General features: G+C 48.5%; 12 protein-coding genes, 1 tRNA gene, 3 pseudogenes and 5 other annotated features. Of the genes and pseudogenes, 7 read left to right on the top strand and 9 right to left on the bottom strand.

Annotated features, from left to right (window positions below; genetic code table 11):
- Positions 1-131 precede the first annotated feature (131 nt).
- From csgD to csgG, 4 genes and pseudogenes are all read left to right on the top strand, one after another.
- Positions 132-782: a DNA-binding transcriptional regulator CsgD gene (gene csgD, locus SF1034; protein NP_706950.2), complete on the top strand. Its 651-nt coding sequence runs from the start codon at positions 132-134 to the stop codon at positions 780-782.
- Positions 783-786: 4 nt separating this feature from the next.
- On the top strand, positions 787-1,176 hold the full coding sequence (gene csgE, locus SF1033) for a curli assembly protein CsgE (RefSeq protein ID NP_706949.1): 390 nt from the start codon (positions 787-789) through the stop codon (positions 1,174-1,176).
- 225 nt (positions 1,177-1,401) lie between these two features.
- Positions 1,402-2,730: a mobile genetic element, on the top strand.
- Positions 1,509-2,717 (top strand): insertion element iso-IS10R transposase, encoded by a 1,209-nt coding sequence (locus SF1032; protein NP_706948.1) that lies wholly within the window; start codon positions 1,509-1,511, stop codon positions 2,715-2,717. (Overlaps the previous feature by 1,209 nt.)
- A 251-nt stretch (positions 2,731-2,981) precedes the next feature.
- Positions 2,982-3,757, top strand: a sequence feature ('Similar to Escherichia coli K12 curli production assembly/transport component, 2nd curli operon gi: 1787274 (278 aa). BLAST with identity of 97% in 257 aa. This CDS contains an in-frame stop codon. The sequence has been checked and is believed to be correct.').
- Positions 2,982-3,757, top strand: a pseudogene (gene csgG, locus SF1031). It overlaps the preceding feature by 776 nt.
- Positions 3,758-3,820: 63 nt before the next feature.
- On the opposite strand, the gene ycdZ reads toward csgG, so the two are convergent.
- The 4 genes and pseudogenes from ycdZ to ycdW all read right to left on the bottom strand — a co-directional run bounded on the left by ycdZ (position 3,821) and on the right by ycdW (position 6,761).
- A complete protein-coding gene (ycdZ, locus tag SF1030; RefSeq protein ID NP_706947.2) occupies positions 3,821-4,342 on the bottom strand; it encodes a hypothetical protein in 522 nt (173 codons plus the stop codon).
- 71 nt (positions 4,343-4,413) lie between these two features.
- A complete protein-coding gene (gene ycdY, locus SF1029; RefSeq protein ID NP_706946.1) occupies positions 4,414-4,968 on the bottom strand; it encodes an oxidoreductase subunit in 555 nt (184 codons plus the stop codon).
- A 23-nt stretch (positions 4,969-4,991) separates the two neighbouring features.
- Positions 4,992-5,729: a hydrolase gene (gene ycdX / locus SF1028; RefSeq protein ID NP_706945.1), complete on the bottom strand. Its 738-nt coding sequence runs from the start codon at positions 5,727-5,729 to the stop codon at positions 4,992-4,994.
- A gap of 54 nt (positions 5,730-5,783) precedes the next feature.
- Positions 5,784-6,761 (bottom strand) — a sequence feature (Similar to Escherichia coli K12 dehydrogenase gi: 1787270 (326 aa). BLAST with identity of 99% in 326 aa. This CDS contains an in-frame stop codon. The sequence has been checked and is believed to be correct.).
- Positions 5,784-6,761 (bottom strand): annotated as a pseudogene (ycdW, locus tag SF1027). (Overlaps the previous feature by 978 nt.)
- A gap of 195 nt (positions 6,762-6,956) precedes the next feature.
- Here ycdW and SF4465 point away from each other — a divergent pair.
- Positions 6,957-7,044, top strand: a tRNA-Ser gene (locus SF4465).
- Positions 7,045-7,236: 192 nt separating this feature from the next.
- Here the strand turns inward: SF4465 and ycdU are convergent.
- A complete protein-coding gene (gene ycdU / locus SF1026; RefSeq protein ID NP_706944.1) occupies positions 7,237-8,223 on the bottom strand; it encodes a hypothetical protein in 987 nt (328 codons plus the stop codon).
- Positions 8,220-8,544: a sequence feature (Similar to Escherichia coli K12 conserved hypothetical protein gi: 1787266 (108 aa). BLAST with identity of 99% in 108 aa. This CDS ontains frameshift. The sequence has been checked and is believed to be correct.), on the bottom strand. Its footprint overlaps the gene before it by 4 nt.
- Positions 8,220-8,544, bottom strand: a pseudogene (locus SF1025). Its footprint overlaps the feature before it by 325 nt. The gene ycdU and the pseudogene SF1025 overlap by 4 nt, the downstream one beginning before the upstream one ends.
- Before the next feature lie 205 nt (positions 8,545-8,749).
- Positions 8,750-10,007, top strand: a mobile genetic element.
- On the opposite strand from SF1025, the gene SF1024 reads away from it, so the two are divergent.
- Positions 8,806-9,114 (top strand): insertion sequence IS3 transposase InsE, encoded by a 309-nt coding sequence (locus tag SF1024; protein NP_706943.1) that lies wholly within the window; start codon positions 8,806-8,808, stop codon positions 9,112-9,114. Its footprint overlaps the feature before it by 309 nt.
- The gene (locus SF1023; RefSeq protein NP_706942.1) at positions 9,111-9,977 is read left to right on the top strand and encodes an insertion sequence IS3A transposase InsF; all 867 of its coding nucleotides are present in this window, start codon (positions 9,111-9,113) and stop codon (positions 9,975-9,977) included. (Lies within the feature at positions 8,750-10,007.) The genes SF1024 and SF1023 overlap by 4 nt, the downstream gene beginning before the upstream one ends.
- A 79-nt stretch (positions 10,008-10,086) precedes the next feature.
- On the opposite strand, the gene SF1022 is transcribed toward SF1023, so the two are convergent.
- The 3 genes from SF1022 to ycdO form a co-directional block, all read right to left on the bottom strand.
- On the bottom strand, positions 10,087-11,010 hold the full coding sequence (locus SF1022; protein NP_706941.1) for a hypothetical protein: 924 nt from the start codon (positions 11,008-11,010) through the stop codon (positions 10,087-10,089).
- A gap of 471 nt (positions 11,011-11,481) precedes the next feature.
- Entirely contained in the window at positions 11,482-12,747 is a 1,266-nt protein-coding gene (gene ycdB, locus SF1021; protein NP_706940.1) for a hypothetical protein, read from the bottom strand.
- 5 nt (positions 12,748-12,752) lie between these two features.
- On the bottom strand, positions 12,753-13,880 hold the full coding sequence (ycdO, locus tag SF1020) for a hypothetical protein (RefSeq protein NP_706939.1): 1,128 nt from the start codon (positions 13,878-13,880) through the stop codon (positions 12,753-12,755).
- Between the last annotated feature and the right edge of the window lie 25 nt (positions 13,881-13,905).

The following is a 13,905-nucleotide window of genomic DNA, read 5'->3' as shown; positions in this document are numbered from 1 at the left end:
GTTTTATATTTTACCCATTTAGGGCTGATTTATTACTACACACAGCAGTGCAACATCTGTCAGTACTTCTGGTGCTTCTATTTTAGAGGCAGCTGTCAGGTGTGCGATCAATAAAAAAGTGGGGTTTCATCATGTTTAATGAAGTCCATAGTATTCATGGTCATACATTATTGTTGATCACTAAACCTTCTTTGCAGGCGACAGCTCTCTTGCAGCACCTTAAACAATCGCTAGCAATTACAGGAAAATTACATAATATTCAACGTTCTCTGGACGATATCTCTTCAGGCTCTATTATTCTTCTGGATATGATGGAAGCGGATAAAAAGCTTATCCATTATTGGCAGGATACTTTGAGCAGGAAAAACAACAATATCAAAATATTGTTGCTAAATACGCCTGAAGATTACCCGTACCGCGACATTGAAAACTGGCCTCATATCAACGGCGTTTTTTATGCCATGGAGGATCAAGAACGTGTTGTCAATGGGTTGCAAGGCGTCCTGCGTGGCGAATGCTACTTTACGCAAAAGCTTGCCAGTTACCTGATTACACATTCTGGTAACTATCGTTATAACAGCACGGAATCAGCCCTCCTTACTCATCGGGAAAAAGAGATCCTGAATAAGCTGCGTATCGGCGCGTCTAATAACGAGATCGCTCGTTCGTTGTTCATCAGCGAAAATACGGTTAAAACGCATCTTTATAATCTTTTCAAGAAGATAGCCGTAAAAAACCGGACACAAGCGGTTTCCTGGGCAAACGATAACCTCAGGCGATAAAGCCATGAAACGTTATTTACGCTGGATTGTGGCGGCAGAATTTCTGTTCGCCGCAGGGAATCTTCACGCCGTTGAGGTAGAAGTCCCGGGATTGTTAACTGACCATACTGTTTCATCTATTGGCCATGATTTTTACCGAGCCTTTAGTGATAAATGGGAAAGTGACTATACGGGTAACTTAACGATTAATGAAAGGCCCAGTGCACGATGGGGAAGCTGGATCACAATAACGGTCAATCAGGATGTTATTTTCCAGACTTTTTTATTCCCGTTGAAAAGAGACTCCGAGAAAACTGTCGTCTTTGCACTGATTCAAACTGAAGAAGCACTAAATCGTCGCCAGATAAATCAGGCGTTATTAAGTACGGACGATTTGGCGCATGATGAATTCTAAATAAAAAATTGTTCGGAGGCTGCAATGCGTGTCAAACATGCAGTAGTTCTACTCATGCTTATTTCGCCATTAAGTTGGGCTGGAACCATGACTTTCCAGTTCCGTAATCCAAACTTTGGTGGTAACCCAAATAATGGCGCTTTTTTATTAAATAGCGCTCAGGCCCAAAACTCTTATAAAGATCCGAGCTATAACGATGACTTTGGTATTGAAACACCCTCAGCGCTGATGAATCCCCTAATGATTTTTATCAAAATCATTAAGTTAAGGTAGATACACATCTTGTCATATGATCAAATGGTTTCGCCAAAAATCAATAATCAGACAACAAAATGTGCGAACTCGATATTTTACACGACTCTCTTTACCAATTCTGCCCCGAATTACACTTAAAACGACTCAACAGCTTAACGTTGGCTTGCCACGCCTTACTTGACTGTAAAACTCTCACTCTTACCGAACTTGGCCGTAACCTGCCAACCAAAGCGAGAACAAAACATAACATCAAACGAATCGACCGATTGTTAGGTAATCGTCACCTCCACAAAGAGCGACTCGCTGTATACCGTTGGCATGCTAGCTTTATCTGTTCGGGCAATACGATGCCCATTGTACTTGTTGACTGGTCTGATATCCGTGAGCAAAAACGGCTTATGGTATTGCGAGCTTCAGTCGCACTACACGGTCGTTCTGTTACTCTTTATGAGAAAGCGTTCCCGCTTTCAGAGCAATGTTCAAAGAAAGCTCATGACCAATTTCTAGCCGACCTTGCGAGCATTCTACCGAGTAACACCACACCGCTCATTGTCAGTGATGCTGGCTTTAAAGTGCCATGGTATAAATCCGTTGAGAAGCTGGGTTGGTACTGGTTAAGTCGAGTAAGAGGAAAAGTACAATATGCAGACCTAGGAGCGGAAAACTGGAAACCTATCAGCAACTTACATGATATGTCATCTAGTCACTCAAAGACTTTAGGCTATAAGAGGCTGACTAAAAGCAATCCAATCTCATGCCAAATTCTATTGTATAAATCTCGCTCTAAAGGCCGAAAAAATCAGCGCTCGACACGGACTCATTGTCACCACCCGTCACCTAAAATCTACTCAGCGTCGGCAAAGGAGCCATGGATTCTAGCAACTAACTTACCTGTTGAAATTCGAACACCCAAACAACTTGTTAATATCTATTCGAAGCGAATGCAGATTGAAGAAACCTTCCGAGACTTGAAAAGTCCTGCCTACGGACTAGGCCTACGCCATAGCCGAACGAGCAGCTCAGAGCGTTTTGATATCATGCTGCTAATCGCCCTGATGCTTCAACTAACATGTTGGCTTGCGGGCGTTCATGCTCAGAAACAAGGTTGGGACAAGCACTTCCAGGCTAACACAGTCAGAAATCGAAACGTACTCTCAACAGTTCGCTTAGGCATGGAAGTTTTGCGGCATTCTGGCTACACAATAACAAGGGAAGACTCACTCGTGGCTGCAACCCTGCTTACTCAAAATCTATTCACACATGGTTACGTTTTGGGGAAATTATGAGGGGATCTCTCAGCCCTCAGCGTTAGATAACTTTACTCAGGCCATCCAGTCACAAATTTTAGGTGGGCTACTGTCGAATATTAATACCGGTAAACCGGGCCGCATGGTGACCAACGATTATATTGTTGATATTGCTAACCGCGATGGTCAATTGCAGTTGAACGTGACAGATCGTAAAACCGGACAAACCTCGACCATCCAGGTTTCGGGTTTACAGAATAACTCAACCGATTTTTAAGCCCCAGCTTCATAAGGAAAATAATCATGCAGCGCTTATTTCTTTTGGTTGCCGTCATGTTACTGAGCGGATGCTTAACCGCCCCGCCTAAAGAAGCCGCCAGACCGACATTAATGCCTCGTGCTCAGAGCTACAAAGATTTGACCCATCTGCCAGCGCCGACGGGTAAGATCTTTGTTTCGGTATACAACATTCAGGACGAAACCGGGCAATTTAAACCCTACCCGGCAAGTAACTTCTCCACTGCTGTTCCGCAAAGCGCCAGGGCTTACAAAACCTGCTTAACGAGCGCAAGGTTATTCGTGCGGCACAAGAAAACGGCACGGTTGCCATTAATAACCGAATCCCGCTGCAATCTTTAACGGCGGCAAATATTATGGTTGAAGGTTCGATTATCGGTTATGAAAGCAACGTTAAATCGGGCGGTGTTGGGGCAAGATATTTTGGGATCGGTGCAGACACGCAATACCAGCTCGATCAGATTGCCGTGAACCTGCGTGTCGTCAATGTGAGTACCGGTGAGATCCTCTCCTCGGTGAACACCAGTAAGACGATACTTTCCTATGAAGTTCAGGCCGGGGTTTTCCGCTTTATTGACTACCAGCGCTTGCTGGAAGGGGAAGTGGGTTACACCTCAAACGAACCCGTTATGCTGTGTCTGATGTCGGCTATCGAAACAGGGGTCATTTTCCTGATTAATGATGGTATCGACCGTGGTCTGTGGGATTTGTAAAATAAAGCAGAACGGCAGAATGACATTCTGGTGAAATACCGCCATATGTCGGTTCCACCGGAATCCTGACAGATAAAAATGCCGGAATTAATAATCCGGCATTTACTGTTTAAGCGAAAGCGTGAGTGCCCCTCACGCTTTATTTTTGATTTCCTGCTCACGGTGAGCCGTCTTTGCACTACGCGCCGCCAGCCACAGGCCGCTGTTTTTCATTGCGTAACCAAATACCAGCCCAAGCGCCAGCGAAGGTAACACCAGTTTCCAGTCACCCTGCCCGGCAAACGTCGCGCATGCGCCTATAAACGTCCCCGGAACAAATGAAAGCAGCAGCTGTTTGGCCTGAATACACATCAGAAACGCGACAATACCGGTTATGACATAACCGAGAATTTCCAGATGTGGTGCCAGTGCACTACCGTAAATAATGACCATCGCCCACACCACGCCACTAAGCAGGGTTGCAGCGGAGATCGCCAGCCCTTTCAGCCCACCTTGCGGGCAAGCAAAGTAGGCCGTACAGCCCAGGAAGCCCGCCCAGCTTAGTAAGCCCAGGGAAACAGCCACCCATCCCCAGATACCGGAGAGAATGCCTGTTGTGATTGCAATAGAGAGAAGTATGTTCATGCCGCGCATGATAGCAGAAAACGCGGCCATGAATGAGATCGAGCACACATTTTATGCAACAACAAATTATCTGTTGCAGTTATGAGTGACGATGATCACATTTACTCTTCAGAATCTTCTTCCAGCTCGTCCCACATTGCACTAATGGCATCACGGGTTAGCGGTGCCATGGTGCGCCAGAAAGGCGTGGTTGCATGGGCCTCCACTTTGCCGAGGAACGCACCACACCAGGGTAACAGATACTCACTGAACAGTGTTTCCAGTGCTTCGCTCTCATCTTCCGTTGACTGATCTTCCAGCCAGGAAGCCGCAAGCAGCAATGTGCCGATGTGATCGGCTGGCGTATCCGCCAGTAGCATCCCTCGTTCGGAAAGAAAAGCGCGCACTTCCGCTTCCGTTGCGTCCTCAACCCATGCGCTACGATATGGCGGCACGGCACATTCATCGCCGATAAACAACGCATTGTAATCGGCAGAGACTTGCGTCATATCACAGCTTTTCTGTAAACGCGTCAGTAACTCATCCTGCTCCAGTGGCCAGTTCGCAGCCAGTTTCCCCTCACGAATCAGAGTAAACAGCGGCACCAGTAAAGGATCTTGCGGTTGGCGGTAATAGAGCGAACCCAGCACACGACAGAGGATAGAAAACTCGTTCATTAATATATTTCCATTACTAGTAATTAAAGGTCTGCAAATTCCGCAATCGGTGCCATACCGCGAGATTCAAGGAAGTTCAGTAAGCGGCGCGGAGAAACATTCAAAATGCGCTCTAGCGGAAAATCTACCGCGTCGAGGATTTTAAGACACTCTTCAAATTCCCCCATGGTAAACGCGGTGTGAGAATCCGAGCCTAATGCCACCCAACCTCCAGCATCACGTACCGCTGCAGCTACCGCACGACAGTTGTCTTCACTGCCCTTACGTGAGTGTAAAAATGAGGAATTATTGATTTCCAGCGCCACCTGATGTTTCGCGGCTGCTTCAGCAACGGCTTTAACATCTATTTCATATTTCGGATTTCCGGGATGGCTTATTATATGCACATTGCCGCTGGCGATAGTGGAGATCATCGCTTGTGTATTGGTCGCTTTGTCATGTGGCGCAAAAACCGGCTCATGAAAACCGGCAATAATCAGATCCAGCGAGTCAAACATTTTACCGCTGCAGTCAATTTCACCATCAACATTTTTAATGTTAGCTTCAATGCCGCGCAGGATCCCTACCCCATCAACCACTCGCGGCCAGATACGCATGTTAATGAAGTGCCAGTGATGCGGCGCATCTTCCATATCCGGGCCATGATCGGTGATCGCAAAAAGTTTAATGCCCTTTTGTTTGGCCTGGGCAATGTAATCACTCAATGTGCTATATGCATGTGTGCTGGCAACGGTATGCATATGAAGGTCGACGGGATACATAACTCTCTCCTGTATTCAATTCCCGCCAAGGATAGCAGGAATCCTGATGCTTTATTAGTAGCCACGTGCGCGGTCGACTTGCCCGCAGACCCTCTCCCCTTTTTCGAGCTGGGCAATAGTGCGAGAAATGTACTCCACAGCTTCAGCGGGACGGGTAATCGCGGCGACATGTGGTGTTATCGTCACGCGTGGATGTTGCCAGAGCGGACTTTCAGGCGGTAAGGGTTCACGATTAAAAACATCCAGCATTGCGCCTTTAACTTTCCCGCTATCCAGCGCCGCGAGCAGGTCATCTTCCACAACATGAACACCACGCGCCAGGTTGAGGAGATACGCGCCATCAGGTAATTTTTCGAGTAATTGTTGATTAATAATGCCGACGGTTTCAGGGGTATTCGGTAACAAATTAATCAATACCCGACATTGGCTCAGAAATGCAGACAGTTCTTCCCGTCCGGCAAAGCTTTGCACGCCAGGCCACGATTTACGGGTTCGACTCCAGCAACGCAGCGGAAAGCGCTAGGTTTGCAGACTCTGAGCAACTTTACAGCCCAGTACGCCTGCGCCCAAAATGCCGATGGTAAAATCTTCCCGATGATATTCAGGCAGCGGTTGCCAATGCGAACTATTTTGCTGGATGCGATAATCGTCAAAACGTCGAAACCAATGCAGCACCTGACTGACAGCATATTCCTGCATTTGCTCGCCCATACCGGTATCTTCCAGGCGAAAAAGTGGAACAGAAGGGTTCAGCATTTCAGGGTGTGCCTGTAGCTTGCTCAAAATAGAATCAACACCGGCCCCGAGTGCGAACACCGCTTTAAGATCGCGCCCTGCCAGCATTTCAACAGGAGGATGCCAGACTAAAACATAATCAGCAGAGTCATTATCTCCGCTTTTCCATGCCCTGACTCTTGCCTGAGGAATAGCTTTGCGCAGTGCCTCAATCCACCATTGGGTATCGAACGTTGGGTGATAAAAGATGATATCCATACTGACTCCCGAAAAGCGTTGTGCGAAATTTATTCGCACTTATCGTTATGATCTACAAAGGCCACCAGCATAACAAATCCGTGGTCGGTGGCAAAAAAAGCAGATTTCGCTTATTAAAACCACACATTGATTGAATGTTTGAATAAACGCGCGATTTTTTCAAAAAGTTTGTTGACCTCAGGTCATGATTTCCCTAAATTAGCGCCCGTTCCAGCAAGACAGGAACGACAATTTGGTGAGGTGTCCGAGTGGCTGAAGGAGCACGCCTGGAAAGTGTGTATACGGCAACGTATCGGGGGTTCGAATCCCCCCCTCACCGCCATATTTAAAGAAGAGCGCGTACGAAAGTACGGGCTTTTTTTTCGTATATTGTACACACCGGGTGCCCCCGCCCACGTCTGTTAGGGCGAGGGGAAATTGTGCACATCAACTGTCTGGTTACTCAGTCAACAATCAAAATGCGTAAGATAGTACAGAACATATATGCGTTATCTGGTCACTTCCTGTAACTTCCTCACTTATTAAAATGCCCCCAACGGAAATACATGTCACATGCCATCATAAAATCGTTATGCCAGAGGAATCGACAATGGAAAAAATAGTAAATTAAGCACGGTACATAGCAGAGTAAAAAATAGGCTTCAAACCAAATCCGCCATTCCACAAGCGTTGCCAATACCGACACCAGCGTAATCCACATCATTTCAATAACCCGCAATATGAATAACCGAAGCCAAAGCGGCTTGGCAAAAAAGGTCGACAACGTATTTTCACTGGAGAAAAACAGATCGATTTCCTGCAAAAAAAACCTGCCCAGAAAAGCGGGCCGCTTGGAGAAGCGCAGAAAAAACAGATTAATCGCCAACACTACGCCACAAAGAATGAGCAATGCAATTATCGATTTAAACGTTAACCACTGCCCCTCTGTCACAAAAGAATCACTGTTACGCAGCGGGCTGATAGTAAGCAGGTTAACAACCGTTGAGATGCACACCGAAAGCAGCACATAGCGAGTCAGACTTTTATATTTTACTTTTTTCGCTACTGAAATAGCGACCTGCTTGACATAACTGGTGCGGATCATCCGAAACAGCAGAAAGATGACCAACGGCCCAAGTAACGAAATCAGGAACAGCGCATATAACGAGGGTAGAAGCTGGTATAGCCCCCAACTCATTGCACTCAACATGATTAACGACAGAAATCCTGCCACCAGAGGTTGTGTAAGAAATAATTCTATTTTGTGGTTCTGCTTTTTCTTAAACCACGAAAAATCGATATTCTTCGTGACGCATTTATAAGCCCAGTACGCCTTGAGATCAAAAATAAAATTATACAGCACCAGGGCCAGAATCCCACTAACTACACCAATATCCTCTGATGGAAAAGTAAACCCTGCATTTTTCCAATAAAAGCCTATCAGAATAAGTCCAATAGCATAAATGTATATCAGATTTCGTTTATCCTGAAAGCGAATAAAAGTTAAATAATCAGGAATCATTTGAATACCTTTGCATCACTAAATGCTTTACGACAATGCATAACTCGTTGCTGATCCACGCCAGCAAAATCATTTAACATATTCCCCAAATAGGGCTTATTACTTATTTCAAGGAAAGCTACCGGGGTTGGCATATTCAGAATATGTATCGAGAGATTCAGTCCATTTCACCGTATGAGTTAAGTGTAATGAGAGATTTTCTTTGATAATTGACGGAGCGACCTCGCTTTTTGCTGTTACGTTCATCAGAACCTGATGCTCTGGCGAAGCGATATCCAGTCCGGCAAGATAATCGCGCATTGCCTGAACGCCGTCTTCCATCAAACGCGTGTGCCAGGCACCGCTCACACCGAGTTTAACCGGTTCGTATCCAGCGGCCATCAGCAGCGTGGTAAATTCATTCAACGCAGCCTGCGTTCCCCCAATAACCTGCTGGCGCGGCGTGTTATCACAGCTAATATCCAGCGCAATGCCTGATTCCGTAATCATCGTCTGCAGTTGTTCGCGGTTGATGCCTTTAACCGCCTGATCTTACCCAGCAATAGTGGACACGCGGCTAAGTGAGTAAACTCTCAGTCAGAGGTGACTTACATGACAAAAACAGTATCAACCAGTAAAAAACCCCGTAAACAGCATTCGCCTGAATTTCGCAGTGAAGCCCTGAAGCTTGCTGAACGCATCGGTGTTACTGCCGCAGCCCGTGAACTCAGCCTGTATGAATCACAGCTCTACAACTGGCGCAGTAAACAGCAAAATCAGCAGACGTCTTCTGAACGTGAACTGGAGATGTCTACCGAGATTGCACGTCTCAAACGCCAGCTGGCAGAACGGGATGAAGAGCTGGCTATCCTCCAAAAGGCCGCGACATACTTCGCGAAGCGCCTGAAATGAAGTATGTCTTTATTGAAAAACATCAGGCTGAGTTCAGCATCAAAGCAATGTGCCGCGTGCTCCGGGTGGCCCGCAGCGGCTGGTATACGTGGTGTCAGCGGCGGACAAGGATAAGCACGCGTCAGCAGTTCCGCCAACACTGCGACAGCGTTGTCCTCGCGGCTTTTACCCGGTCAAAACAGCGTTACGGTGCCCCACGCCTGACGGATGAACTGCGTGCTCAGGGTTACCCCTTTAACGTAAAAACCGTGGCGGCAAGCCTGCGCCGTCAGGGACTGAGGGCAAAGGCCTCCCGGAAGTTCAGCCCGGTCAGCTACCGCGCACACGGCCTGCCTGTGTCAGAAAATCTGTTGGAGCAGGATTTTTACGCCAGTGGCCCGAACCAGAAGTGGGCAGGAGACATCACGTACTTACGTACAGATGAAGGCTGGCTGTATCTGGCAGTGGTCATTGACCTGTGGTCACGTGCCGTTATTGGCTGGTCAATGTCGCCACGCATGACGGCGCAACTGGCCTGCGATGCCCTGCAGATGGCGCTGTGGCGGCGTAAGAGGCCCCGGAACGTTATCGTTCACACGGACCGTGGAGGCCAGTACTGTTCAGCAGATTATCAGGCGCAACTGAAGCGGCATAATCTGCGTGGAAGTATGAGCGCAAAAGGTTGCTGCTACGATAATGCCTGCGTGGAAAGCTTCTTTCATTCGCTGAAAGTGGAATGTATCCATGGAGAACACTTTATCAGCCGGGAAATAATGCGGGCAACGGTGTTTAATTATATCGAATGTGATTACAATCGGTGGCGGCGGCACAGTTGGTGTGGCGGCCTCAGTCCGGAACAATTTGAAAACCAGAACCTCGCTTAGGCCTGTGTCCATATTACGTGGGTAGGATCAGTTTCAGAAAAAGCGCTAGTCCGGGCATAAACACCCAAAACAAAGCCCGGTTCGCCCGGGCTCTGCACCGATAATACACTTAACTGTATGCATGCAGCGTACGTTGGCAAAGTGCCGAACGTACGCAATCCTCTTTTCCGAACCGGACGATCCCAACCATTTCATCTTCTTCGAAACGTTCCAGCGCGTCACTTAATCCGGAGCACACGCCGCGAGGCAAATCGCATTGCGTGATATCACCGTTGACGATAACCGTCACGTTCTCCCCGAGGCGGGTTAAAAACATTTTCATTTGCGCGGCAGTCACATTCTGCGCCTCGTCAAGAATGACAACTGCATTTTCAAAGGTACGTCCACGCATATAGGCGAACGGCGCGGTTTCCACCTTCCCTATTTCCGGTCGCAGGCAGTACTGCATAAAGGAAGCCCCTAAGCGCCGGACCAGCAAGTCGTAGACCGGGCGAAAATAGGGAGCAAACTTTTCTGCGATATCACCAGGTAAGAAGCCAAGATCTTCATCGGCTTGCAGAACTGGACGGGTGACGATAATCCTGTCGACATCCTTATGTATCAGGGCCTCTGCCGCTTTTGCTGCGCTGATCCAGGTTTTTCCGCACCCGGCTTCGCCCGTGGCGAATATCAGCTGCTTACTCTCAATAGCCTGCAGATAGTGCAATTGCGCTTCATTTCGCGCAAGGATGGGCGAGGTATCGCGACTGTCGCGGGCCATACCAATGGCTTCTACGCCGCTCATCTGCACAAGCGAGGTGACCGATTCTTCTTCACGCTGCTTATGGCTGCGCGAATCCCGTCTCAGCACACGTTTTGCCTCGCGACGAGCTTTGATCACTGCTTTTTGTCTTCCCATGGAGAGCACCTTGAGTTGTTTGTATTCATCACACGCGCCGTTGGCAGCGCGATTATGCGCACGAACATCAGAGGGTTGGCTTCCTTGTAAGCCATAGTTTGCTTTTGGATAAAATGCCGAAAAACGGCTACGCACACCGTTTGCGGCGTCGGTAACACGAGTAAAGAAAGGAAGTGAGAAAAATACAGAGTGACGAAGTTGCTACCGGAGGAGAAATCTCCGCGAGTGGTGGAGCGTTGCTTAACAAAACATTGTCCAGAACAGGACGTTACCATCCGCGATCTCCATAGTGACTGACTATCACTGCCGGGAACTTCCGCTGCTACTTAATAAGTACAACAGAACTCGCATTCATTGCAACAATATATTCACTTATATTTAACGATAACACCCATTTCGGTGACATTAATTTCTACTGGAAAGATGACAGAGTGATGACAGTGATGGAAAAAGCTGTGTGCTTTCCGCAGGATTCGCAGGGCTGGTAAAATGTGCCTCGTGTTTGCCGGATTCGGCGCGAACGCCTTACCCGACCTACAAGTGATTAATAATTTGTGCACAAAACTCATGCCCGATAAACCTGCGCATCGGGCATATTTGCGTCGTTCAAACCTGCAATAGCGCCCTTCCCAGATAATCGTTCGCGTCCTTCACTCCCGGCAGCGAAAAAAAATAACCGCCGCCGATAGGTTTAACGTATTCCTCCAGCGCTTCGCCATTGAGCCTTTTTTGTACTGTCAGGAAGCCTTTTTCCAGATCGTGTTGGTAGCAGACAAACAGCAACCCCATATCCAGTTGTCCGGAGTTGGTGACCCCCAACGAATAACTGTAGCCGCGACGCAGCATCAGGCTGGACTCACTCTCCGCCGTGCGGGGATTCGCCAGCCGGATATGGCTGTCCAGCGCGATCACCTTCCCTTCCGGGTCGCTGGCGTAATCAGGCACATCATGCTCATGCTGCATTCCCAGCGGCGCACCGGTTTGCTTATCACGGCCAAAAATCGTCTGCTGTTCTTTCAGCGGCGTTCTGTCCCAAAATTCCACTCGAAACTGAATCAAGCGTACTGCCTGATAGCTGCCACCGATTGTCCACGCAGGCTCCTGCTGATCTGCCGTTACCCACACCACTTTTTGCATCAACTTATCATTCTGGCTATCGGGATTGGCAGTGCCGTCTTTGAAACCCAGCAAATTAATCGGCGTCTCTTTGCCTTTACTACGCGCCGCGTGATCGGAAATAAACCCTTCCCGCTTCCAGCGCACACTGAGCAAATCCGGCGTGTGTTTGATGATATCGCGCAGCGCATGGTTCACCGTGTCCTGGGTGTTGGCGCAAATCTGTAGCAACACATCACCATGACATAACGCCGCATCCAGCGAGTCGTTGGGGAAACGCGTCATCTTCTGCAGCTTTTTTGGCATCTGTGGCGCAAGGCCAAAGCGCTCATCAAACAATGAGTGACCCACCGATAACGTGATGGTGAGATTATCGGGCGCAATGTAGCCGCCAAGAATGCCGGAATCGAGTGGTGGCAGGCGCGGATTTGGCGTTTCTGGTGCTGCTCCGCCCTGACTCAGAAAAGCAAAACGCTGAGTCAACAAGCGAAACAACCGCTCAAGATCGGCTTTATCGCTGGCAAGCACATCAAACGCCACCAGCATCATTGCGGCCTGTTGTGGCGTCAGGATCCCTGCCTGATGCTCACCATAAAACGGCTGTTTCTCATTGCGTGCATCCGGTGAAAGCGTGCCCGGTGCACTTTGCGTTTTTTGTGCATGAGCGACCGGACAACTTCCCGCCAGCGCACCAATCCCTTTCAGTAAACGTCGGCGTGACGGTTCATTCACGCCGTTTTCATCTTTATACTGCATAACGCTTAATCCAGTCCCAGCACACCGCGAAGTTGCGCCAGATCTTCCGCCAGCGCAGTAATCGGCCCTTTCAGCGCATTCCGGTCGGCATCGGTCAATTTGTCGTAGGTTTCAAAACCGTCTTTAGTACGGTATTTCGCCAGAATGGTATCGACCTTTTTAAAGTTGGCATCGACTTTTGCCAACAGTTCCGGGTTGGCTTTTTGCAGTTGTGGACGCAGCAGATCGACAATTTTCTGCGAGCCTTCAACGTTAGCCTGGAAATCCCACAGATCGGTGTGGCTGTAGCGATCTTCTTCACCGCTGATTTTGCTGGCTGCCACTTCCTCAATCAGTCCGGCTGCGCCGCCGACCACTTTTGAAGGTGGGAAAGCCAGTTCACTGATGCGTTTTTGCAAATCGACCACATCGGTATAAAGCTGCTCAGCGTACTGATCCATCCCTTTGGTGGTGTTGTCGCCAAACAATGCTTTTTCCAGACGGTGGAAACCAGTGAATTTTGGGTCGGCGGCTTTTTGCTCGTAATCATCTTCACGGGCGTCAATGCTGCCATCCAGATCGGAGAACAGTTCAGCAATCGGTTCAATACGCTCATAGTGCTGGCGCGTCGGCGCATACAGTGCTTTCGCTTTTTCGATATCGCCTGCTTTAATCGCGTCGGTAAAGGCTTTGGTGTCGGTCACCAGCTGCGTGGTTTCCGCCATGACATACGCTTTATATGCAGTAATTGCACCACCAAGACTTAACAGCGCATCACTTTGCGCCGCATCCGCCGTTGCCTCACCTTTGACGATCAACTTCCCTTTCGGGTTAGTCAGCAGACCGCAGGTCATATCGTATTCGCCAGGCTGTAAATTCGCCGTCATTTTCTGGCTAAAACCAGGGGCGATATTTTCCCGCTCTTCCACCACCATCACGCCTTTGAGGATCTCCCACTCCAGCGCCTTCTGGCTATGGTTCTGAATAATGAACTGTGTTTTCCCGGCGTTAACCGTAATGGTCATCGGTTCGCACTGCTTATCCGTCACGGTCACTTTGACCTGCGGCACATCAGCGGCGTTAGCCATAAAAGCAGAAGAAAACAGCGCAGCCACGCTCAACTGCAATGCGTTACGGCGGAAGTTAATGGTCATGACGAGACTATCCCTTTAAAGTATG

Source organism: Shigella flexneri 2a str. 301 (assembly GCF_000006925.2).
In the GTDB taxonomy this organism is placed as follows: domain Bacteria; phylum Pseudomonadota; class Gammaproteobacteria; order Enterobacterales; family Enterobacteriaceae; genus ECMA0423.
Note: the sequence above shows the minus strand (reverse complement) of the source record. Positions and strands in the feature narration are given on the sequence as shown.